This is a genomic window from Tropicimonas omnivorans (assembly GCF_031846565.1).
Classification (GTDB): domain Bacteria; phylum Pseudomonadota; class Alphaproteobacteria; order Rhodobacterales; family Rhodobacteraceae; genus Tropicimonas_B; species Tropicimonas_B omnivorans.
In genome coordinates, this window is sequence record NZ_JAVRHL010000003.1 from 1,018,142 (window position 1) to 1,040,272 (window position 22,131).

The window sequence follows — 22,131 nt, forward strand, 5'->3', positions numbered from 1 at the left end:
TATGGCAAAATCCCTGAAAGCCCTCGTGGCAGAGGCCCGGTCGCGCGTCGATGCGATCAGCCCTACGGACGCGCATAAAGCAGCGCGGGACGGCGACGTGATCCTCGACGTGCGCGAACCGGTCGAACTGGACAGCGACGGTGCCATCGCGGGCGCGATCCACATCCCCCGCGGCCTAGCCGAAGCGCAGGCCGACCCCGACACCGGCAAGGCCAACGATGCCCTGACCGCCAAACGCGGCGGCGGTGGCCGGGTCCACGTCCTGTGCGCCTCGGGCGCCCGCGCGGCGCTTGCGGCCGACAGCCTGCGACAGATGGGCTACGAGGCCACGGTGATCGAAGGCGGGCTTGAGGGCTGGAAAAAGGCGGACCTGCCGCTGAAGGACTAGCAGGGAATGCCGTGTCATCGAAGGCATCTGTCCCCTTCCCGCCCTCTCGAACCAAAACGCTGCCGACGCAAGTCTTCCCATGACGGAGCACTTCCAATGAAACGCCGCCAATTCCTGTCTCTCACCACCGCCGCGCTGGCTGCGCCCACCTTATTCGTCCGGCGCGCAAATGCGGCGGAACCAGGCGCGCCGCTTCCTGTGCCGGAGGTCATGGATGTTGGCCCCGGATCGGGAAACAACCTTGAAGCGATCAGAAGCACCCGCGAGTTTGTCGCTGGCGTCAGGTCGGACACTCTGGGATATTCGCAAGACTATCTGGGGCCGCTCTTGCGATTTCGACGCGGACAAACTGCCAATATCGACGTGACGAACCGCATCGACGCGCCGATCACAGCCCACTGGCACGGTATGCACGTGCCGGGTCATCTGGATGGCGGACCGCAACTCGCCTTCGGTCCGGGCGAGACCTGGTCGCCGGAACTGCCAATCGACCACCCTGCGGCGACCCTCTTCTACCACAGCCACGTGCACGGCCGCACGGCGGATCAGGTCTATCGCGGCCTTGCCGGACTGATCGTCATCGACGATCCCGATATCGACGATCCGTTGCCGCGCGATTACGGCGTCAACGATTTCCCGCTGATCGTGCAGGATCGCAGCTTCGACGGCGCGGGCCGGATGACCTACGACATCGGAATGATGGACCTGATGCAGGGCTTTCACGGGACCGAGATTCTGGTGAATGGGGCGATCCGCCCGAAGCTGACCGTCCCTGCGGGTTTGGTGCGCCTGCGTCTCGTGAACGGATCGAACGCGCGGATGTATAATTTCAGCTTCACGGATGGGCGGACTTTTCACCAGGTCGCCAGCGATGGCGGCCTGCCGACCGCACCCATCTCCATGACCGGCCTGCGTCTGGCCGCCGCCGAACGAGCCGAGATCGTGGTGGATTTCTCGGATCGCGCCGCGGTACGGCTGGTCTCTACCCGAGGCGGATCGGGCATGATGGGCGGTGGCATGATGGGCAACAGTGGCATGATGGGTGGCAACGGCGGCATGATGGGCGGCGGTGCCGAAGGTTCGCCGCTCGAAATTCTGTCCTTCGAAATCGCCGATGCCCGCAACCCCGGTCCCGCGCGCCTTCCCGAAGCCTTGCCCGCACCCGTCGTCGATCTGGGCGAACCCGTGCGTCGCCGCGACTTCACGTTGAACATGCATGCCGGGAACATGATGGGCAGCATGTTGAACAACCTGATCGGGCGCGACGGACAGATCATGGGGATCAACGACGAGTCCTACGACATGGGACGCATCGACCTTCAGGTGCCGCACGGCGAAACCGAGCTTTGGCGCATCAATGCGGACATGGCGATGCACCCGTTCCACGTGCACGGAACATCCTTCCAGGTCGTCACACAAAACGGGCGGTCTGTCGATCCGGCCCGGATCGGTTGGACGGATGTCGTGCACGTTCAGGGTCCGACCGAGATATTGCTGCGGTTCGACAAGCGCGCGACGGCAGATGCGCCGTTTATGTATCATTGCCACATCCTGGAACACGAGGATGCCGGCATGATGGGTCAGTTCACGGTTCTATGACGTCTGACCCGGTTTCACATCGAAACCACCGATTTTCCATCTGGTTGGAAAGAACAACTCCAAGGAAGAAAGGTACGATACTATGAATATGGCGCTGTTGCATGAAGCGTCTGAAGGTCAGAGAACCCCTTTCCCCGCCCGATTTCAGCCAACTGGCTGCGTGACGGGAGTGCCGAGGGCCGTAAAGCGGTTGAGGATGGCGATGCGGACTTGGAGTTCGGCGGTCTGACGACCGAAGTCGCGGGCGGCGAGTTTCTGACCGAGGAGCTTCATGCAGTTCATCTTAGTCTCGACGCGGCTGCGCCGATGGTAGCCGCTCCAGCGTCGCCAGATCGTGCGGCCGAGCCGCTCGATAGCCCGCAGTGCTTCGTTCCGTGCTCCTGCGCCGGGGCTGTCCTTCTTTCAGGGCTTGGCGTTGCGGCGCGGTGGGATGATCGCATTGGCGCCCCGGCCGGCGATGGCATCGCGGCAGGCCCGCCCGTCATATGCGCCGTCGGCGGTGACGAAGTCGATCGGCTCGCCCTCGTGGGTATGATCGAGCAGGCTCGGCAGCATAGGCGCGTCGCCCACCCCGCTGCCGGTGACTTCGACCGCTCGGACCTCGAGCGTCGCCTCGTCGACAGCCAAGTAAACTTTGCGCCAGACGCGCCGCTTGGCCTCACCATGCTTGCGTGCGTGCCATTCCCCTTCGCCCCGGGCCTTGATGCCCGTGCTGTCCACAAGCAGGTGCAACGGCCCGCCTGAGCCCCGGTAGGGCAGCTGCACGGCCAGCGTCTTCTGGCGTCGGCAGAGCGTCGAGAAGTCCGGCACTGACCAGTCGAGGCCCGCAAGCCGCAGCAGGCTCGCCACGAAGCCCGTGGTCTGGCGAAGCGGCAAGCCGAACAGAACCTTCACCGTCAAACACGCCTGGACCGCGGCGTCGCTGTAGATCGGCTGCGCGCCGCGCTTGCCTGAGGGTGCCACGTACCAGGGCGCCGACGGGTCGAACCAGACCCTCAGCGAGTCGCGCTCACGCAGCGAGGCATTGTAGGCAGACCAGTTCAGAGTGCGGCAGCGGGTGGGCGCAGGCTTGGACATGCCGCCCAGCTATGCCTCTGGACTCGTGATGTGAGTCCCGGGCAGCCTTCGTGCAACAAGGTCCCTAGTGATCCATTATCGATGATCTATTCGCTGACGGTCTTAGCCCGCCGAGAAACCAATCAACCCTGTCCATTGTTTGAGCCACCACTTAGAGCTTGCAATATGGTCGGATGTCCCACCGGCGCTCATACACCCAATCATACATCCTTTTCCCAGCGCCGATCATGCCGGTAGCCCGGGCCTCACCTGACGTGGGAAAACCTGAACATCCAGTGCGCACTAGACGTAGCAACCCATTGACAAGTTGAAACAATCCGTCAAGTCCATCAGTGGGACTTTTTCCTCAGAATGCTGCGGAAAACTATGAGAACTTTGAGTGTCCCACTTCGCCCTAACCTTCTGTTTCTTCGTCCTTACTCCCGCCCCCTACGGGCTACCACTTCCCCCAGAAGTATCAGCAGCTTATCCCCGTGCCGCGGGCGCCCCATCGGGGCGGGCTTTACTGTGGCTGCGATCGTTCCTCCGCTTACATCGCCGAATGTCGGACCCCGCGCCGTTGCGCGAGGTCCTCGTCCTGTTGCAGATGTGGCCGGCTCATCCCCGCAGGGCCATCGCCGCGCCGACATGATCGGCCAGGGCCGCCTTCAGATCGGCAATCCTCGGCCCCGCCGCCAGAACAGCGCGGGAGGAGGTCGGGATCACGCGGGGGAGCGCCTCGCCGAAAATGCCTTCGAGATCGCCGAAGCCCGCGCCCTGCGCGCCGATCCCCGGAACGAGGAAAAGCGAGGCCGGCAATCGTGCAACCGTGCCGGAGGCCGCTGCGCCGAGCGTTGCGCCGATGACCGCGCCGGCGGGACCGACGGGCTCTCCTGCGGCGAGGGCCGCGTTCTGTTCGGTTAGCGCGCCGGCCAGCGCGTCGGCGACCGCGACGTCCCCCTGCCGCGCATCCTGAAGGGCCGCGCCCTCGGGGTTGGATGACCGCACGACCGTGAAGACCCCCGCCCCGCAGGACGCGGCACGGGACAAAAGAGGCGCGAGGGTCCCCGCCCCGAGATAGGCGTTTGCCGTCACGGCGTCGGCGCCGAAGCCGCCCTCACCGATCCAGGCGCGGGCATAGGCTTCCATCGAGGACCCTATGTCGCCGCGCTTGGCATCGGCGATCACGAGGATGCCACTCGCCTGCATCCCCGTGATGAGACGTGCGAGTTCCGCGATGCCGGCGGGTCCGAAGGCCTCGAAGAAGGCGACCTGCGGCTTGACGATCCCCACGGCCCCTTCGGCCGCTTCCAGAACGATGTCGACAAATTGCGCCAGTCCGGCTGGGCCCGCCTCGAGGCCCCAGCTCTCCAGCGTCTCAGGGCTCGGATCGCAGCCCATGCAGAAGGGGGAACGTCGGGCGGAAATCGAAGCGAATCGTGACGCGAACGAGGGAGGTGCAGAGATCACGCGGGTGGTCCTTTCCCGGAGGCGAGTGGAAAGATGCCCCTGGGGCACCTACATAAAGGGTGGTTGCGACCGTCAGTAACGGCCCGTCATTACGGGGTATTGCAACTTGACGCTATTTTGAATGCTCATACGATAAGTCAAAGTAATCGACCGATTTCTAGTGCATATTAAACCAAGCAGTTCAGAACCACACCATGATCGACGCTACCTCATCAGCTGACAGGGATCGGCCGCTTTGCGCGGGTCGCGCCTATGTGTGTTCGGAGGAGGGTCCGTGGTGAAACTGCCGAATTTCGTCACCGGCCAGATTTCGGGTGCCGCCCGAGATGCCGGCGACGCGCCAGACCGCCCGGCCCCGCTTCCATCCCTGCCATCCTCTCCGAGCGCTCTCCTGAGGGTCGACCAACACGGATGCGTCCGCAGTTCCAACGGCGTGGCCGAAGGTATGCTGGAGCTGGACGGCAACGAGATCGTGGGGCGTGCCCTGTCGGATTTCCTGGGCGTCGAGGACGCCGCCGTGCTGCTCGGGCATAGTAGAGCCGGTTCGGGGCCGATCCAGATCAGGACCGAGGCGCGCCTGGGCACCCGGGTTCCGCTCGATGCCCAGTCCGACAACCTCGGCGTCGCCGGCACGGCGCTCACATTGCGCGTCTCGGACGTGACCCCCGCCCAGCGGTCTGCCGGCGAGCTCAGGCTGGCAGGGGCGCTCGAGGCCGGAGGGGTCGGCATCTTCGAGGTCGATATCCCGTCCGACAAGTCCGTCGTCACACCGAAATGGCTAGAGATTCTCGGGTTCGATACCGCGCCCGGCGCCACGTTCGACCCGCAGGCCGAATGGCTGGCCCGCGTTCATCCCGAAGATACCGCCCGTGTCGCCGCCTCCGATGCCGCATGCTACGCAGGCGAAACCGAGGTCACGGATACCACGTACCGGTTTCTCCGCCCGGACGGCCGCTGGATGTGGACGCGGTCGGTTTCGGTCGTCAGCGAGCGCGACCACAGGGGCAATCCGCAGCGCCTGACCGGCGTGCAGTTCGATCTGGACGATCACTACCGCCTGCAGGCCCAGCTGGCCGCGAGCCAGCGCAGGTTCCGCGAAAGCGTCGGCAATTCCCCGTCCCCGACCGCGCTGTGCAGCCTGGGCGGTGCCATCATCGACGCCAATAATGCCTTCTGTGAACTCGTCGGCTTCACCTACTCCGACATCATCGGTGTCACCCTGTCGACCCTGTCCTTCCCGGACGACCTCGAGGCCTCGCGGAACCGGATCGATGCGCTGAGGCGCGGCACGCTGCGCCGCTACGAGACGGAGAAGCACATCCGCAGGAAGGACGGTTCGGGCTGTTGGGCACGTCTCAGCGTGAGCTACGATCCGGGGACAGAAGGCATGGACGGCATCATCGTCGCCCAGGCGCGGGACATTTCGCGCGACAAGGAGCTCGACGAGGCGAAGGCACAATTCCTCGCCACCATGAGCCACGAGCTGAGAACGCCGCTCACCTCGGTCCATGGCGCGATCCGCCTGTTGTCGCAGCTCTATGCCGACGAGAGCCAGGCCGACGGGGTGAAGCGGCTCTTGTCGATTGCCGAGACCAACTCGAAGCGACTGATCGACATGGTCAACGACATCCTCGACGTGGAACGACTCACCGCGCCCGATACCGTCTTCGATTTCGAACCGTCTCCGGTCGCGGACATTGCCCGCGAGGCCGTGGAGAGCGTCGCTGCGGCCGCCATCAACAAGAACATCAGGGTGACGATCGCCGAGGAGGCCGAGGGGGAGGCGATGGTCGACGCGGCGCGTCTCGGCAAGGCAATGGAAGCGATCCTGTCGAACGCGATCAAGTTTTCCGACCCCGAAAGCGAGGTCATCCTTCGGGTTTGCTCGGACGAAAACGACGTCACCGTCTGGGTCGAGGACAGCGGCTGCGGCATTCCCGTCTCCTTCCGCGACAAGGTATTCGACCGCTTCACACAGGCCGACAGTTCCTCCACCCGCGAACAGGGCGGGTCCGGAATCGGGCTCTACGTGTCCAATCTCTCGGTCAACCGGATGGGCGGCCGGATCGGCTTCCAGAGCGAGGAAGGGATCGGCTCCAAGTTCTGGATCCGCCTGCCGCGGATCGACGCCGCCGGGACGACGGCCTCTCCCCCGGCCAAGAGCTCCCTGCCTTCGATCCTGCATGTCGAGCCGGAAAGCGGCTTCGGCGACATTTTCCGCAGTGCCCTCAAGGGACAGGCCGAGTACGTCCGCGCCGGAAGCTTCGCCGCCGCGGTCCGCCTGCTCGATTCGCACGCCTTCGATGTGATCATCGTGGACCTGGACCTGCCCGACGGGAACGGCCGGGACATTCTCGACTTCGCCGGCGATCCGCCGCCCGTCATCCTCGGCTTCTCCAATTCCGAGACGTCCTGGAGCGACCCGCGCGTGACGCGGAATCTCGTGAAGACGCGGACGAGTATCGACGATATCCTGTGTATTGCGCTGAAGGCCGCAGAGGATCATCAGTGACGAACGGGGCTCCGGATCGGCCGGGAGCGTCATTCACAACGCCAATGATTGAACACATTTTCGACCGACTATGACCGGCATGGCGGTCGATGAATACGACGTGCCATGGGCAACGCCCGCGAAAGTGCCGAGTTGAGTGTGTCGAACGTAAACGTGGGCAGATGACCATGCGAAGATTGATGTCCTTTCCCACGGCCTCCGCGTTTCTCGTCGGCGGGGCGATGACGTCGTTGGTCTACTTCCTCACCCCGGTCATCTGGGACCACGCGGACAGCGCGATCCCCCCGACCCTCACGCGCGAGACGCTGCTCTTCGGCATTCTCGCCTGTACCGGCTTTCTTCTTGCGTTCCTTCGCGGCATCCAGGCGATCCGCCTGCAGAACAAGCTTCTGCTGCGCAAGGACGAGGAACTCGTGATCCACAATCAGGCGATCAGCGAGCATGCCATCGTCGATTACTCCGATCCCACCGGCACGATCTTCGACATCAACGAGAACTTCGCTCAGGTCTTCGGGTATTCGCGCGAGGAGATCATCGGCAAGTCCACCGCGGTCCTCTATCCCGAGGAGAAGAGCGCCCTGTTCGAGGAGATCCTGGGGCACCTGGCAGCGGGCAAGACCTGGGCCGGCGAGCAGACGCTTGTCACCAAGTCCGGCGAGAGCCGCTCGATGCAGTGCTCCATCGTTCCGCTGAACGATTCCCGCGGCAATCATATCCGCAGCGTTGCCATCCGTACGGACGTCACCGCATCTCGCCGGGCCGAGGCCTACCAGCAGCAGACCACCCTCCTGGACGAGCTGTCGGACGAGGTCTTCATCATCTGCAGCGTGACCTTCACCCTGATCTACGCCAACGCCAAGGCGCGGCATCACCTGGCCGGGATAAACGGCTGGGGCGAGGACGAGTGGAAGAACAAGTCGGTCGAGGAGGCGTTCCACAATTTCGACCGGACAGAATTCCGTGATCGCGTCGCATCCCTTCACGACCGGACCAGGACGTCGCTGGTCTACGAGACAGATCACATGGGCGAACCTGTGGAAGTGAACGTCCAGATCATCAACGAGCCGTTCGACAAGCCCGCCTACGTCGCCGTGGTGCGGGACATCTCGGAGCGCAAGGAGGTCGAAGCCGCCAAGCGCGCCTTCGTGTCCACGGTCAGCCACGAGCTTCGCACGCCGCTGACGGCCATCAAGGGGGCGCTCGGGCTGGCCCGGGCCGGTGTCACCGGCCAGCTGCCGGAGCGCGCCCAGCCCGTGATCGACATCGCCTACCGCAACAGCGAACGACTGCTGCTGGTCGTGAACGACATGCTGGACCTCGAAAAGATCGAGGCCGGCAAGATGGACTTCGTCTGCCGCACCATGGACCTTGCCGGCTTCCTCAAGGAATCGATGGAGATCAATGGCGGGTACGGGGACGAATTCGGCGTCAGCTTCGAAGGTGAGGGGCTCGATGACGGGCCGCGCCAAGTCATCGCCAACGCCGATCGCCTAATGCAGGTCGTCTCGAACCTTCTCTCGAACGCCTGCAAGTACTCCTCCCCCGGCAGCGCGGTGAAGATCGCCTTGTCCGACGCCGGAATCGACTGGAGGATCTCGGTGACCGACACGGGCCCCGGCATTTCCGAAGATCAACGCGACCAGGTGTTCGAGAAATTCAGCCAAGTCCGGCCCACGGACGGCAAGCCCCGCGTCGGCACAGGCCTCGGCCTGTCCATCGTCAAGGCCATCGTCGAGCGGCATGACGGGCGTATCGATTTCGAGAGCGACGTCGGCTACGGCACGACCTTCTTCGTCGACCTGCCGAAAGCGGAAATCGGATCCGAGCGAAAAGTCGCCGCAGAATAACCCGATTTCGGCGCGACGGTTCCCGTACTGAGTCGGAATTCGAGGAAAGGGAATGACGCATGCAAGCATTACGTAAGATCCTTCACGTCGACGATGACGTCGACATCCAGTTCATCGCCCGGATGTCCCTGGAGAGTGTCGGCGGCTTCGAAGTCGCGCAAGCGTCGAGCGGTGCCGATGCCCTCGGCCTCGTGACGAGCTTTGCTCCCGACCTCATCCTGCTCGACGTGATGATGCCCTGCATGGACGGAGAGGAAACGCTGAGCCGGCTGCGTCAGATCCCCGGCCAAGAGAATACCCCCGTCGTTTTCGTGACCGCCAAGGCCCATTCCGAGAACGTCTCCCGGCTGCTCGGTCAGGGCGCCATCGACGTGATCACGAAGCCGTTCGACCCGATGACCCTGCCCCAAGTGGTGCAGAGGGCCTGGGATGGACAATCGGTGGCAGCGGCCTGAGGCAGGACCGTCCGTCCACGCAAAGTCGCGGGCGGGCAGAACGTCACGAAGGCCGCATTGTGCGGCCAGCTGCCGTACTTCGAGGCAAATCAGCTCTCCTGAGCTGTCCGCTATGCATGTGCGGGCCGGTGCGCGTCATCCTGCCGGTCCAGTTCCGGGTCATGCAAGCGCCCCTGCCTACGCTCCCGGTGCCGTCCGCCACACAGTGCCACAGGACGCTCGGGGCCTCGCAGTCGGCGTCGTTCTCCCGAGCCACCGGCATCTCCCCTCTCGGGCATCTCGGCCGTGTCATTGACCGCACCGCCGGTCTTGCGCTCAGCCCAGACGAACCACAAGGCGTCCCCCGGCGGGATCTGCGTGGTGGCGCCGATGGTGCGGGACCCGATGGAATTTTTTGCCGGCGACCTGAAACTCACCGTATAGGCGGTGATCTTCATGGTCGCACTGGCCCTGTTCCCCGCGTCCGCCCTGGTCTATTCGCTGTCTGGCGCACCGGTGCTCGATGGCGTCATCGCCTTCGATCACCGGCGCGCTCGATACATCGCGGATTGAGGACTTCGATGCCCCTGCCCTATCTCTATCTCGTGATCGCCATCGCGACCGAGACCATCGGCACGACGGCGCTTCAGGCGAGCCAGCAATTCACCAGGCTTACCCCGTCGATCGTCGTCTTCGTCGCCTATGGCGCATCTTTCTGGTTCATGGCGCTGGCCCTGAAGACGATGCCGATGGGGATCGTCTACGCGATCTGGTCGGGCCTCGGCATGGTCTTCATCGCGCTGATCGGCCTCGTCGTGTTCAGCCAGAAGCTGGATTTCTGGGCCGTGGTCGGCATCGGCCTGATCATGGCCGGCGTCCTTGTGATGCACCTGCTGTCGGACAGCGCGACGCATTGACGATCCGGCCTCACGCCTCCAGTTCGGCATCCCAGTAGAGAAAATCGAGCCAGCTTTCATGCAGGTGGCCGGGCGGAAAGCGCCGGCCCATGTTGCGCAGCTCCTCGGAGCCCGGCTGCCTCGGGGTCTTGCGCAGCGCCATGCCGACCTGCCGGAGGGATTTCGACCCCTTGCGCAGGTTGCAGCGGGAGCAGGCCGCGACGACGTTCTCCCAGCTCGTTATCCCGCCACGGGCCCGCGGCACGACGTGGTCGAAGGTCAGATCCCCCCGGCTGCCGCAGTACTGGCAGCAGAATTCGTCCCTCAAGAATAAATTAAAGCGCGTGAAAGCCACGCGCTTCTGGGGTTTGACGAAATCTCTGAGGACGACGACCGAGGGTATTCGGATCCTGGTCGAAGGCGAATGCACGTACTCGTCGTACTCCGCCACGATCTGGACCCGGTCGAGCCAAGCCGCCTTGACCGCCTCCTGCCAGGGCCAAAGCGACAGCGGGTAGTAGGAAAGCGGTCTGTAATCCGCATTGAGCACGAGGGCGGGATGTTGCTTGAGCCCGCCGGGCTCCCTCACGAACTGCGTTCTGAAGTCACCGTCCATCCGTCATTCGTCCCCGCATCCAGCGCCCTGAAGCGTCCGTCGCGGAAGCCGGGCCGCGCCGGAGTTCAGATCGACTATATATGGCGCTTTTGGTCCCGCAAGCCTCTTCATGAGGGGGGCGGCGCCCTATGGGAGACGTGATGCACCGGGGAGGTGACAGGGATATGACGAAGGGGGACTACGCCCGCCTTCGCTCAATCGATCCCGAAGACGTCCTGCAGGAAGGCGAGCGCCTGCCCCAGCCCGTCCGGAGCGATGCCGTGAGGCGTGCCCTCCATCGTGTAGGTCGCGACGGAAAAACCGGCCGCTGTGAGGTCCCGCTCCGCCTCGTCCATCGACGGATAGGGGACGACGTCGTCCTGGTCGCCGTGGAGCAGGAGGATCGGCGGAAAGGACAGCGCCTCGGTCGGCAGCCGCTCGGGCGCGACGAGACGACCCGAGAAGCCGGCGATCCCGGCGATCTGGTCCTCGCGCCGCGGCGCCACGTGAAGGGACATCATGGTGCCCTGCGAGAAGCCGACGAGGGCGAGGCGATCCGCCTCCAGCCCCTCGTCGTTCAGAACCCGGGTGATGAACGCATCGAGATCCTCGGCCGACGCGACGAGGCCTTCGGCGGCCTCCTCCTCGCTCGAGTCGTCGATCCAGGGGATCGGAAACCACTGGAAGCCGGCGGGATTGGCGGAGGACGGGTCGGGCGCGTCCGGGGCATAGAAGGCCGTATCGGGCAGATGCGGCGCAAGCGGCCCGGCGAGTCCCAGGAGGTCCGCACCGTCCGCGCCGTAGCCGTGCACGAAGATCACGATCTGTTTCGCGGTGCCCTTCGGCGCTCCCGCGCGCTTCGCATTCAGCTCTCGCATCATCGGATCCCTTCGCGTTGCTTGGCGATGTGGAAGTAGGCCCAGAGAAGCCGTGCTGCAACCGCCCGCCAGGGAGACCACGCCTCCGCCATATCCCTCAGCGCCTTTTCCCGCGGGCGGTCCTCCAGATCGAAGAGGATCCGGGCCGATTCCTGCAAGGCCAGATCGCCGGGCGCGAAGATGTCCGCCCGGCCGAGGGAGAACATCGCGTAGATCTCCGCCGTCCAGCGGCCAATGCCGGGCACGGCGGTCAGGGTCTCGACGACCTCCGCCTCCGGCGCGACACGCAGCGCGGCATAGTCGATCTTCGCCGCCGCCAGGGCGCGGCCGTAGCGGATCTTCTGACGCGAGAGCCCGCAGGCCCTCAGCTCCTCGTCCGTGGCGCCGAGGACCTTGCGCGGACCGGTCAGCTTAGCGGCTTTCAGCTTGTTCCAGATCGAATCCGCCGCGGCGACGGAGACCTGCTGCGACACGATCGCGGCCAGAAGCGCCTCGAACCCGTCCTTGCGCCGACGGAGCGGCAGCGGGCCGGTCGCCTTCAGCGCCTCGGCGAAGCGCGGATCCGCACTTGCGAGCCAGGCGGCGCCCTCGGCCACGCAGTCCTTGTCCACGATGATGCGACCCGCAACCGGGTGATGCCGTTCGCCTTCGATGTCGTTCAGCTCGTCCCTGCCCACGGGCGATCTCCTTACGTCCGGTGCGTGGCGCCCGGCATATCGCGCAGGCGGGCATTCGCCAACCGCCGCCCGGCCGCCGCTCAAATCACGCGGCGTTGCAGCATAAAGACTCGCAATGAAGCCGCATTCCGTGTAGGGGCCGCGCGACCCCTCCCGAAAAGGCGACCCCATGGACCTTCGCAATATCGCGATCATCGCTCACGTTGACCACGGCAAGACCACCCTGGTGGACCAACTCCTGCGCCAGTCCGGCGCCTTCCGGGAGAACCAGGCCGTTGCCGAGCGGGCCATGGACAGCAACGATCTCGAGCGCGAGCGCGGCATCACCATCCTCGCCAAGGCGACCTCGGTCGAGTGGAAGAACACCCGGATCAACATCGTGGACACGCCGGGTCACGCCGACTTCGGCGGTGAGGTCGAGCGCATCCTGTCGATGGTGGACGGCGTCGTTCTGCTGGTCGATGCCGCGGAAGGCCCGATGCCGCAGACCAAGTTCGTCACCTCCAAGGCTCTGGCGCTGGGGCTGCGCCCGATCGTGGTGCTGAACAAGGTCGACAAGCCGGATGCCGATGCCGACCGGGCGCTCGACGAGGTGTTCGACCTGTTCGCCGGTCTCGATGCGGACGAGAACCAGCTCGACTTCCCGACGCTCTACGCCTCCGGCCGCGCCGGCTGGGCGGACGTGGAACTGGACGGACCGCGCGAGAACCTCGACGCCCTCTTCGATCTCGTCACACACCACGTGCCCGCGCCGAAGCAGCAGGGCCGCTCGGATGAGGCCTTCACGATGCTTGCCACGACGCTCGGCGCCGACCCCTTCATCGGTCGCCTCCTGACCGGGCGGATCGAGAGCGGCCGCGTGAAGGCGGGTGATACGGTCAAGGCGCTGTCCCGCAAGGGCGACCGGATCGAACAGTTCCGCATCTCCAAGGTCATGGCATTCCGCGGCCTGCAGCAGCAGCCCATCGACGAAGGCGTCGCGGGGGACATCGTCTCCCTCGCCGGCATGGGCAAGGCCACCGTCGCCGACACGATCTGCGCCACCGATGTCGACACCGCGATCCCCGCGCAGCCGATCGACCCGCCGACCATCTCCGTGACGTTCGGCATCAACGACAGCCCCCTTGCTGGCCGCGACGGCAAGAAGGTCCAGTCCCGCGTCATCCGCGAGCGCCTGATGACCGAGGCCGAGCAGAACGTCGCCATCCGCGTCACGGACACGCCGGGCGGCGAGGCCTTCGAGGTCGCCGGCCGCGGCGAACTCCAGATGGGCGTCCTGATCGAGAACATGCGGCGGGAGGGGTTCGAGCTCTCGATCTCCCGTCCCCGCGTGATCATGCGCGACGAGGGCGGCCAGCAGATGGAGCCGATCGAGGAAGTCACCATCGACGTGGACGACGAGTTTTCCGGCGCTGTCATCGAGAAGCTGACCGGCGCCCGCCGCGGCGATCTCGTCGAGATGAAGCAGCAGACCGGCAAGACACGCATCGTCGCGCATGTCCCCTCCCGTGGCCTCATCGGCTATCATGGAGAGTTCCTGACCGACACGCGCGGCACGGGCGTCCTGAACCGCGTCTTCCACAGCTGGGAGCCCTACAAGGGCACGATCCCCGGTCGCCGCGCCGGCGTGCTGATCTCCATGGAGAACGGCACCTCCGTCGCCTACGCGCTCTTCAATCTCGAGGACCGCGGCAAGATGTTCATCGGCGCCCAGGAAGCGATCTACGAGGGCATGATCATCGGCGAACACAGCCGTGAGAACGACCTCGATGTGAACCCGCTGAAGGGCAAGAAGCTGACCAACGTCCGCGCCTCCGGCACCGACGATGCCGTCCGCCTCACCACGCCGGTTCGCATGTCGCTCGAGGAGGCCATCGCCTATATCGACGATGACGAGCTGGTCGAAGTGACGCCGAACGCGATCCGCCTTCGCAAGCGCTTCCTTGACCCGCACGAACGCAAGCGTCAGTCCCGCGCCGCGGGCTGACCGAGCATCGCCCGGCCGCGGTGACCGTGGCCGGGCGGTTCTTCTCTACCCGGGCGTCAGTCTTCGGCAATTACCACGACGGCATCGCCAGCGCCCACCCGGCCCGGCGCGACGACCTCGGCACACCAGCCCCCGTGGCCGCGCATCGCGTTGTAACCCCCCGGCCCCAGCTCCGCTTCCATCCTCGAGCACGGGGCGCAGGGCACCGTCAGCCTGAGCCGTGCGCCGCCGACATCGATCTCGCGCCCGCGCAGCGCCGACAGGTTGATCCCGGCCACGACGAGATTGCGTCGCAAGACCTCTGCCGCGACCTCCGTCCGCCCCGCCAGCGACGCGATCACCGGCAGATGCTCCCACTGGATCAACGTCACGGCTCTCTTGCCCGGCCGCGCATGATCTCCCTCGAGACCCGCCTCCTGAACCTGGACCTCCGGTACTCGAACAGGGTCCGACAGACGAACGGGCCGGAGGAGGATTGCCTCCACCCGGCCCGCTCTTGGAAACCGCGAAATCAGATCGGCCAGCGTGTCCACCGCCGGGTCAGATCGCTTCGAGATGCTTCTTCGCTGCAGCGATCGCGTCATCGGCGCGGGAGGCATCGGGACCGCCGCCCTGCGCCATGTCCGGCCGGCCGCCGCCGCCCTTGCCGCCGAGCTCGGCGACCGCCGCGCGCACCAGATCCACCGCGGAGACCTTTTCCGTCAGATCCGCCGTCACGCCGGCCGCGACCGCCGCCTTGCCGCCGGCATCCGCCACCAGCAGAATCGCGGCCGAGCCGAGACGAGCCTTCATCTCGTCGATGAGCCCGGGCAGGTCCTTACCGGTCACGCCCTGAAGCGACTGCGCCGCAAAGGGAATGCCGTTGACGGGTGCCGCCGACGCTTCGCCGCCGCCGGACGATGTGCCCATGGCAACCTGCCTGCGCAGGTCGGCGACTTCGGCCTGCAGCTTGCGCCGCTCGTCGACGAGCATGCGAACCCGGTCCACGACCTCGGCCTGAGACGCCTTCACGACGCCGGCGATCTCGGCCACCTTGCGGTCCTGATCCGCAAGGTAACGCCGTGCGGCCTCACCGGTCAGGGCCTCGATCCGGCGGACACCGGCAGACGAGGCGCTGTCCGCCAGAAGGACGAAGAGTCCGATATCGCCGGTTTGCCGCACATGGGTGCCGCCGCAAAGCTCGATCGAGTAGGTTTGTCTGTCCCAGCCCTTGCCCGTTTCGCCCTGCCCCATGGACACGACGCGAACCTCGTCGCCGTATTTCTCGCCGAAAAGCGCCTGAGCGCCGAGCGCACGCGCCTCGTCCGGCGTCATCACCCGGGTCTCCACGGCTGAATTCTGGCGGATGAGCCGGTTCACCTCGGCCTCCAGCTCGGACCTGTCCTCGTCTGACAACGCCGCGCCGTGGCTGAAATCGAACCTCAGCCGATCGGGCGCGTTCAGCGACCCGCGCTGCGCAACGTGATCGCCAAGCCGCTCCCTGAGCGCCTCATTCAGCAGGTGCGTCGCGGAATGGTTCGCCCGGATATCGTTCCGACGTGCCGAATCCACCATGAGTTCGGCCCCGGTGTGGAGCGCGAACGTGCCCGAGGTGATCTCGGCCTGATGGAGCCAGAGTCCAGCCGCCCGCTTGGTATCGACGACGCTCGCGGTGCCCTCTATCCCGGCGACCGTTCCGGTATCGCCGATCTGGCCGCCGGATTCACCGTAGAACGGGGTCTGGTTGAAGATCAGCACGACGCTGTCGCCTTCCTCCGCCTGCTCGACCTCGGCGCCGTCCTTGACGATGGCGACGAGCTGACCTTCGGCGCTGTCGCTGTCATAACCGAGGAACTCGGTGACGCCGACGCGATCCGCGATCTCGAACCAGACGCGCGCATCGGTTGCCTCTCCGGAGCCGGACCAGGCCGCCCGCGCCTTCGCCTTCTGCTCCTCCATCGCCGCATCGAAGCCGGCGGTTTCCACCTGCCGGCCGCGCTCCCTGAGCGCATCCTGAGTCAGGTCGAGGGGAAACCCGTAGGTGTCGTAGAGCTTGAAGGCCGTCCCGCCGGGCAGCGTCGCATCGGGCGCAAGCTTGTCGAGCTCGTCATCCAGAAGCCGCAGGCCCCGGTCCAGGGTCTGGCGGAAGCGCGTTTCCTCCGCTTCCAGCGTCTGGCGGATCAGGGACTGGGCCTGCCCGAGCTCGGTGTAATGCCCGCCCATCTGGCGGACGAGTTCCGGCACGAGGCGATGCAGGAGCGGATCGGCCGCGCCCAGAAGATGCGCATGGCGCATGGCGCGGCGCATGATCCGGCGCAGAACATAACCGCGCCCCTCGTTCGACGGCATCACCCCATCCGCGATGAGGAAGGACGCGGAACGAAGGTGATCGGCGATGACGCGATGGTGCGTGCGTCCCGGCCCGTCCGGATCGGAGGATGTCGCATGGGCGGATGCCTCGATCAGCGCGCGCATCAGGTCGGTTGCGTAATTGTCGTTCGTTCCCTGAAGCAGCGCCGCGACCCGCTCGATCCCCATTCCGGTGTCGATGGACTGGTTCGGCAGATCGCGCCGCGTGCCGTCCTCGAACTGCTCGTACTGCATGAAGACGAGATTCCAGATCTCGATGAACCGGTCGCCATCCTCCTCCGGACTGCCCGGCGGACCGCCCCAGAAGTCCTCGCCGTGGTCGTAGAAGATCTCGGAACACGGGCCGCACGGGCCGGTGGGCCCCATGGTCCAGAAGTTGTCATCGGTGGAAATGCGCAGGATCCGCTCGTCCGGCAGGCCGGCCACCTTCTTCCAGAGCTCGGCCGCTTCCTCGTCGGTGTGGTACACCGTCACCAGAAGCTTGCTCTTGTCGATGCCGAGTTCGCGGGTCACCATCTCCCAGGCGAATGGGATCGCATCCGACTTGAAGTAATCCCCGAAACTGAAATTTCCCAGCATTTCGAAGAAGGTATGATGCCGGTTGGTGTAGCCTACATTGTCCAGATCATTGTGCTTGCCGCCAGCGCGGACGCATTTCTGGCTCGTAGTTGCGCGAGTGTAGTCCCGCGTTTCGGCCCCGGTGAAAAGGTTCTTGAACTGCACCATGCCGCTGTTGGCGAACATGAGCGTCGGATCGTTCCGCGGAACGAGCGGCGAGGACGGAACCACGCGGTGGCCCTGCCGCTCGAAATAATCAAGAAAAGTCGTCCTGATATCGTTCAGGCTGGGCATCGTGGCTCCCTCCGCGTTTGCGCCGCAGAGCAATAACGGGGGCGCTCGGGGGTGTCCACATCGTGCTTACCGGCTTGGCTCCGGCGCGGCGAGCGTTGCGACATCAGCCGGCGTGCCGGCGACCGGGGACGGACCGGTCGCAGACTTTGGCAATGGGAGCGCCGAGCCGGATCGGCCGGCGCTCCCGATGCGTCAGCCTTCGACGAGATCGTCGCTGCCGCCCTCGTCGGACATGTGCAAATCGAGTCCATGCGCGGCGCGGATCTTTTCCTCTATCTCCTGCGCCGTCGCCTTGTTCTCCTTCAGGAAGGTCTTCGCGTTCTCGCGGCCCTGCCCGATCCGTTCGTCTCCGTAGGAGAACCACGAACCCGACTTGTCCACCACGCCGGCCTTCACGCCGAGGTCGAGAAGCTCGCCGGTCTTGGAGATGCCTTCGCCGTACATGATATCGAACTCGACCTGCTTGAACGGCGGCGCGACCTTGTTCTTGACCACCTTCACCCGGGTCGAGTTGCCGACCACTTCGTCCCGGTCCTTGATGGAGCCGATCCGGCGGATATCGAGGCGTACGGAGGAGTAGAATTTCAGCGCGTTGCCACCGGTCGTGGTCTCGGGGCTGCCGAACATCACGCCGATCTTCATCCGGATCTGGTTGATGAAGATCACGGTGCACTTCGAGCGGGAGATGGATCCTGTGAGCTTGCGCATCGCCTGGCTCATGAGGCGCGCGTGCACGCCCACGGAGCTGTCGCCCATGTCGCCCTCGAGCTCTGATTTCGGGGTCAACGCCGCGACCGAGTCGACCACGACCATGCTCACCGCGCCCGAGCGCACCAGCGTGTCCGTGATCTCAAGCGCCTGCTCGCCGGTATCCGGCTGCGAAATCAGGAGCTCATCGAGATCGACGCCAAGCTTCCGGGCGTATTGAGGATCAAGGGCATGCTCGGCATCGACGAAGGCGCATACGCCGCCTTTCTTCTGCTCCTCGGCAACGCAGTGAAGGGTCAGCGTCGTCTTGCCGGAACTCTCGGGGCCGTAGATCTCCACGATCCGGCCCTTCGGGATGCCGCCGATCCCGAGAGCGATATCGAGACCGAGAGAGCCGGTGGATGTCGACTCGATCTCGGGCAAGGCGTTCTCGCCGCCGAGTTTCATGATCGAGCCCTTGCCGAACTGGCGTTCGATCTGCGCCAGTGCGCTGTCGAGGGCCTTCTGCTTTTCGTTCGCGCGCTTGTCCGTCATATCGAAAATATTCGCCGTGGCCATTTCTGTCGCGTCCTTATCCCATGTGCCGCGCGGGGCGGCAATGACTGCCCGTGTTCACCACTTGTTCTATCCCCAGATGCCATCGCCCACGACCATATTCAAGATCTTTGTCACGCTCCATTTTCGCCCGGCACACGTTGAGATAGAGTAAATCCGCGATCCGAACCCGAGGGCAGCGCCATGGTGATTTTCTGGGATGCGGGGCTGGTGCTCCTGGCGGTGCCGAAGACCGGTACGCAGGCGCTCGAGGAAGCGTTCTCCCAGCGCGCCGACATCGTCTTCCGCCACCCGCCGCTGACCAAACACATGCCGCTGGGATGGTTTCGGCGGAAGATCCTGCCGCTCTTCGCCCCCGAGGATCAGGCCCGGCTGAAGAGCGTGGCGGTGATCCGGGAACCGGTGGACTGGCTTGGAAGCTGGTACCGCTACAGGACCCGCGGGGACATTCTCGGAACGCCGAACAGTACGGCCGGGATGGACTTTGCGACCTTTGCAGAGGGGTATCTGTCCGATGCGCAGCCATCTTACGCCACCGTGGGGTCGCAGGGGCGGTTCCTCCAAGACAACAGGGGCCGGATCGCCGTGGATCATCTGTTTGCCTACGAGCGAATGGACGAGCTGCTGGATTTCCTCGAAGACCGCGTCGGCCTTGCCGGGGTGACCCCACCTATCCGCAACGCCTCCCCCGAACGCCCGCTTGATTTGCCTGACCAGCTCCGAAAGCGACTTCGGGAAAGCCTGGCGTTCGACATCGAGCTGCACGCCGCGACAATGAGGAAATAGGTCCCGTCAGTGCAGCTGTCGGCGCACCATCTCGGTAAGCTCGTTCAGAGAGAACGGCTTGGACAGGAACGTCGAGTTCGGAATGCGGCTGCGCTCCTCGGCGAAGGGCTCCTCGGCATAGCCGGAAACGAAGATGACGCCGGTGCCCGGGCGGTTTGCGAGCGCGCGCCGCACCCAGGTCGGACCGTCGAGACCCGGCATCACGACGTCGGTGACGAACAGATCGATCTCGAGCGCCGGGTCCTCGAGCCGCGATAGGGCCTCTTCGGCGTTGCGCGCCTCGATGACCTCGTAACCTCGCATCTGAAGGGCGCGGGACGCGAACGCACGGACAGGAGCCTCGTCCTCGACGAGAAGGATCTTGCCCAGATCGGTTCCCGGCACGGGTCGGGACGTCCCGTCTCGCATCATGCCTGAAGATATCGATGATTGCGTCAAACTGTCGTGGATGACTTGAGGGGGATCGATGGCTGGAATGGCCGCTGGCATCAGCTCCTGAGGGTCTGGCTCCGTCCGGCTGGCATCGGCCGCCGAAGAGATGTTCTTGATCGCCCCTTCGACCGCCTCGACCACGCGCGCTTCCATCATCTGCTCCTCGACGGAGCTCGAAACCTCGCTCGGTGTCAGATCAAGCGGAGGAGGCGCGGTCGCTTCAGCCGGGGCGCATGCAGGGAACAGAAGAAGGAATGTCGTCCCGGACCCGAGTGCCGAATCGACGAAGACATAGCCGCCGGATTGCTTCACGATCCCGTAAACGGTTGCCAGCCCGAGGCCGGTTCCTTCGCCGGCGCGCTTGGTCGTGAAGAAGGGTTCGAAGATCTGCTCAAGCTTGTCGAGGGGGATGCCGACGCCATGGTCTTTTACGCGAACCGCGCAGTATCGCCCAGCCGGAACAGTCGCACGGTTCCGGCTCATGGGTTCCGTCAGGGTCAGCGCCTCGGTCTCTATGCAGATCTCGCCGCCCTCCGGCATCGCGTCGCGCGCGTTCACCACGAGGTTCATGATCACCTGTTCGAGCTGCCGCTTGTCCGCCCGTATCGAAGCGAGATCTTCAGCCTGTGCGAAGGTCAGTGAAACCCGTTCCCCAACGATACGATTGAGCAGATGGACGAGGTCGGAGAGTACATCCCGCAGGTCGATCCGCTCCGGCTGCATGGTCTGCTTGCGAGAAAACGCGAGGAGCTGGCTGACGAGACTGCTCGCTCGGTTCACGTTCTGTTCAATCTGGACCAGATCCGCGTATTCCGCGTCCCCAGCATCGTGACGCATGAGAAGGAGTTCGCAATGCCCGAGGATGGCCGTGAGCAGGTTGTTGAAATCGTGCGCGATTCCTCCGGCGAGCTGGCCGATGGCCTGCATCTTCTGGCTTTGCGTAAACTTGGCTTCGAGGGATTTGAGTTCGGTCGCATCCATCACGACAGCGGTCAGGCCGGCCGTGCCGGGCGGGATGCTGAGGGTCACCTGGACGAACTTCTTTTCGCCGCGGCGGGATTGCAGGATCTCGGGTGATCCCCGCGTCAGGCCACTGGCGGCGTCCCGCAGCCATTCGTTGACCGGGCGACCGAGGCCTTCGACCAGTTCGGCGAAATTCGCGCCCGGACCGGCTTCGGGCCCGATCAGACCGCGAGCGAGATCGTTGGCTCCGAGGACGTGCCCCTCCTGCGACAGTCGCAGAACCGCAACGGGCAGCATCTCGAGCGAAGCGGCCTCCTCCGGGCCCAGCGGATCGTCCTGCGCCGGAAGGAGGTACACCTCCCGGCGCCCGTTCGGCGTGCCGATCTCGACGATGCGGGCGCGGACGCTGCCATTCGGCGTGCGCACATTGTGCTGCGCGCCGCTTTGCAATGGCAGATCATCGAAGATCGCATCCACGGTGCGGGCCGAGGCACCGACGAGGCGACGCATCGCGGCGTTCCGGAACAGGATTGCGCCCGAATCGCCCAGCGTCATCATGGGAAGGCCAATGCCCTCAGCGGACCGTGAACCGGATTTTTCCGACAGATCCTCGATGCGCCAGAGGGTCATGCCGCCCCCGATCTCATGGGCCGCCATGCGAAGGTGGCCGCGCGTGCCGACGATGTCTTCCCGGCCCGCGCCGGACGCCGCGATCGAAAGCGAGAGGCGCGACAGGAGCGCGGAGGGGTCTGCGACAGTCCCTCGAAGAGCGCGGGCGAGCGTCTCGCCCTTGCCCCCGAACCGATGTTCAGCAGCGGGATTTCGCAAGGCGATGATTCCATCCGAGCGCGTTACGAAGACCGGAACGGCATCGTTACCCAAGAGACGCGAGAGAGACGCCGTATCAGGAACATCGCGTTGCGCGAGAGCGAGGATGACGGCGCGCAGGAGCATGAGCGCGGCCATGACACCCGCCGCGCTCAACGCGCAAAGTGCTGCGAACCCCGGCGGAAGGAGATACGCCGCGACGCAGGCGGCAAATGCCGCACTGGCAAGGGCTGGAAACCTTGGGAAGCGATCCGCAAGACCGGCAGGAGCGGCGTGGACAACAGTCAAGGGACCTCTCCCGAAGCTACGTGGTCCCTGC

General features: G+C 65.0%; 16 protein-coding genes and 1 pseudogene. 8 read left to right on the forward strand and 9 right to left on the reverse strand.

Annotated elements, in window-relative coordinates; genetic code table 11:
* The first annotated feature begins 1 nt into the window (after position 1).
* Positions 2-388 carry a rhodanese-like domain-containing protein gene (locus RM543_RS15520; RefSeq protein WP_091846755.1) on the forward strand — a complete coding sequence of 129 codons (387 nt, stop codon included), beginning with the start codon at positions 2-4 and terminating at the stop codon, positions 386-388.
* A 6-nt stretch (positions 389-394) separates the two neighbouring features.
* Entirely contained in the window at positions 395-1,987 is a 1,593-nt protein-coding gene (locus RM543_RS15525; RefSeq protein WP_311693196.1) for a multicopper oxidase family protein, read from the forward strand.
* A 144-nt stretch (positions 1,988-2,131) separates the two neighbouring features.
* Here the strand turns inward: RM543_RS15525 and RM543_RS15530 are convergent.
* Positions 2,132-3,064: pseudogene (locus RM543_RS15530) on the reverse strand (IS5 family transposase).
* Between the two features lie 597 nt (positions 3,065-3,661).
* Positions 3,662-4,561: an orotidine-5'-phosphate decarboxylase gene (pyrF, locus tag RM543_RS15535; RefSeq protein ID WP_311693198.1), complete on the reverse strand. Its 900-nt coding sequence runs from the start codon at positions 4,559-4,561 to the stop codon at positions 3,662-3,664.
* A gap of 385 nt (positions 4,562-4,946) precedes the next feature.
* Between pyrF and RM543_RS15540 the strand changes: the two genes are divergently transcribed.
* The 4 genes from RM543_RS15540 (at position 4,947) to RM543_RS15555 (ending at position 10,223) form a co-directional block, all read left to right on the forward strand.
* Entirely contained in the window at positions 4,947-7,025 is a 2,079-nt protein-coding gene (locus RM543_RS15540; RefSeq protein ID WP_311693200.1) for a sensor histidine kinase, read from the forward strand.
* 179 nt (positions 7,026-7,204) lie between these two features.
* Positions 7,205-8,872 (forward strand): PAS domain-containing sensor histidine kinase, encoded by a 1,668-nt coding sequence (locus RM543_RS15545; protein WP_311693202.1) that lies wholly within the window; start codon positions 7,205-7,207, stop codon positions 8,870-8,872.
* Between the two features lie 59 nt (positions 8,873-8,931).
* Positions 8,932-9,327: a response regulator gene (locus RM543_RS15550; RefSeq protein ID WP_311693204.1), complete on the forward strand. Its 396-nt coding sequence runs from the start codon at positions 8,932-8,934 to the stop codon at positions 9,325-9,327.
* A gap of 560 nt (positions 9,328-9,887) precedes the next feature.
* Entirely contained in the window at positions 9,888-10,223 is a 336-nt protein-coding gene (locus RM543_RS15555; RefSeq protein ID WP_311693206.1) for a DMT family transporter, read from the forward strand.
* Positions 10,224-10,233: 10 nt separating this feature from the next.
* Here the strand turns inward: RM543_RS15555 and RM543_RS15560 are convergent, their stop codons facing one another.
* From RM543_RS15560 to RM543_RS15570, 3 genes are all read right to left on the reverse strand, one after another.
* Complete coding sequence (locus tag RM543_RS15560; protein WP_311693208.1) at positions 10,234-10,818, reverse strand: HNH endonuclease; 585 nt, start codon at positions 10,816-10,818, stop codon at positions 10,234-10,236.
* A gap of 194 nt (positions 10,819-11,012) precedes the next feature.
* A complete protein-coding gene (locus RM543_RS15565) occupies positions 11,013-11,678 on the reverse strand; it encodes an alpha/beta hydrolase (RefSeq protein WP_311693210.1) in 666 nt (221 codons plus the stop codon).
* On the reverse strand, positions 11,675-12,352 hold the full coding sequence (locus tag RM543_RS15570; RefSeq protein ID WP_311693212.1) for a DNA-3-methyladenine glycosylase family protein: 678 nt from the start codon (positions 12,350-12,352) through the stop codon (positions 11,675-11,677). Before RM543_RS15570 ends, RM543_RS15565 begins: the two co-directional genes overlap by 4 nt.
* 169 nt (positions 12,353-12,521) lie before the next feature.
* On the opposite strand from RM543_RS15570, the gene typA reads away from it, so the two are divergent.
* Complete coding sequence (gene typA / locus RM543_RS15575) at positions 12,522-14,339, forward strand: translational GTPase TypA (RefSeq protein WP_311693214.1); 1,818 nt, start codon at positions 12,522-12,524, stop codon at positions 14,337-14,339.
* 56 nt (positions 14,340-14,395) lie between these two features.
* On the opposite strand, the gene RM543_RS15580 is transcribed toward typA, so the two are convergent.
* From RM543_RS15580 to recA, 3 genes are all read right to left on the reverse strand, one after another.
* Positions 14,396-14,710, reverse strand: a complete 315-nt coding sequence (locus tag RM543_RS15580; protein WP_311693217.1) for an MOSC domain-containing protein — start codon at positions 14,708-14,710, stop codon at positions 14,396-14,398.
* A gap of 169 nt (positions 14,711-14,879) precedes the next feature.
* On the reverse strand, positions 14,880-17,540 hold the full coding sequence (gene alaS / locus RM543_RS15585) for an alanine--tRNA ligase (protein ID WP_311693219.1): 2,661 nt from the start codon (positions 17,538-17,540) through the stop codon (positions 14,880-14,882).
* A gap of 192 nt (positions 17,541-17,732) precedes the next feature.
* Positions 17,733-18,806, reverse strand: coding sequence for a recombinase RecA (gene recA / locus RM543_RS15590; protein WP_311693221.1), 1,074 nt, complete (start codon positions 18,804-18,806; stop codon positions 17,733-17,735).
* Between the two features lie 180 nt (positions 18,807-18,986).
* Here recA and RM543_RS15595 point away from each other — a divergent pair, with 180 nt between their 5' ends.
* Positions 18,987-19,589, forward strand: coding sequence for a gamma-glutamyl kinase (locus tag RM543_RS15595; protein ID WP_311693223.1), 603 nt, complete (start codon positions 18,987-18,989; stop codon positions 19,587-19,589).
* Between the two features lie 6 nt (positions 19,590-19,595).
* On the opposite strand, the gene RM543_RS15600 is transcribed toward RM543_RS15595, so the two are convergent.
* Positions 19,596-21,950 carry a hybrid sensor histidine kinase/response regulator gene (locus tag RM543_RS15600; RefSeq protein ID WP_311693225.1) on the reverse strand — a complete coding sequence of 785 codons (2,355 nt, stop codon included), beginning with the start codon at positions 21,948-21,950 and terminating at the stop codon, positions 19,596-19,598.
* Positions 21,951-22,131: the final 181 nt, after the last annotated feature.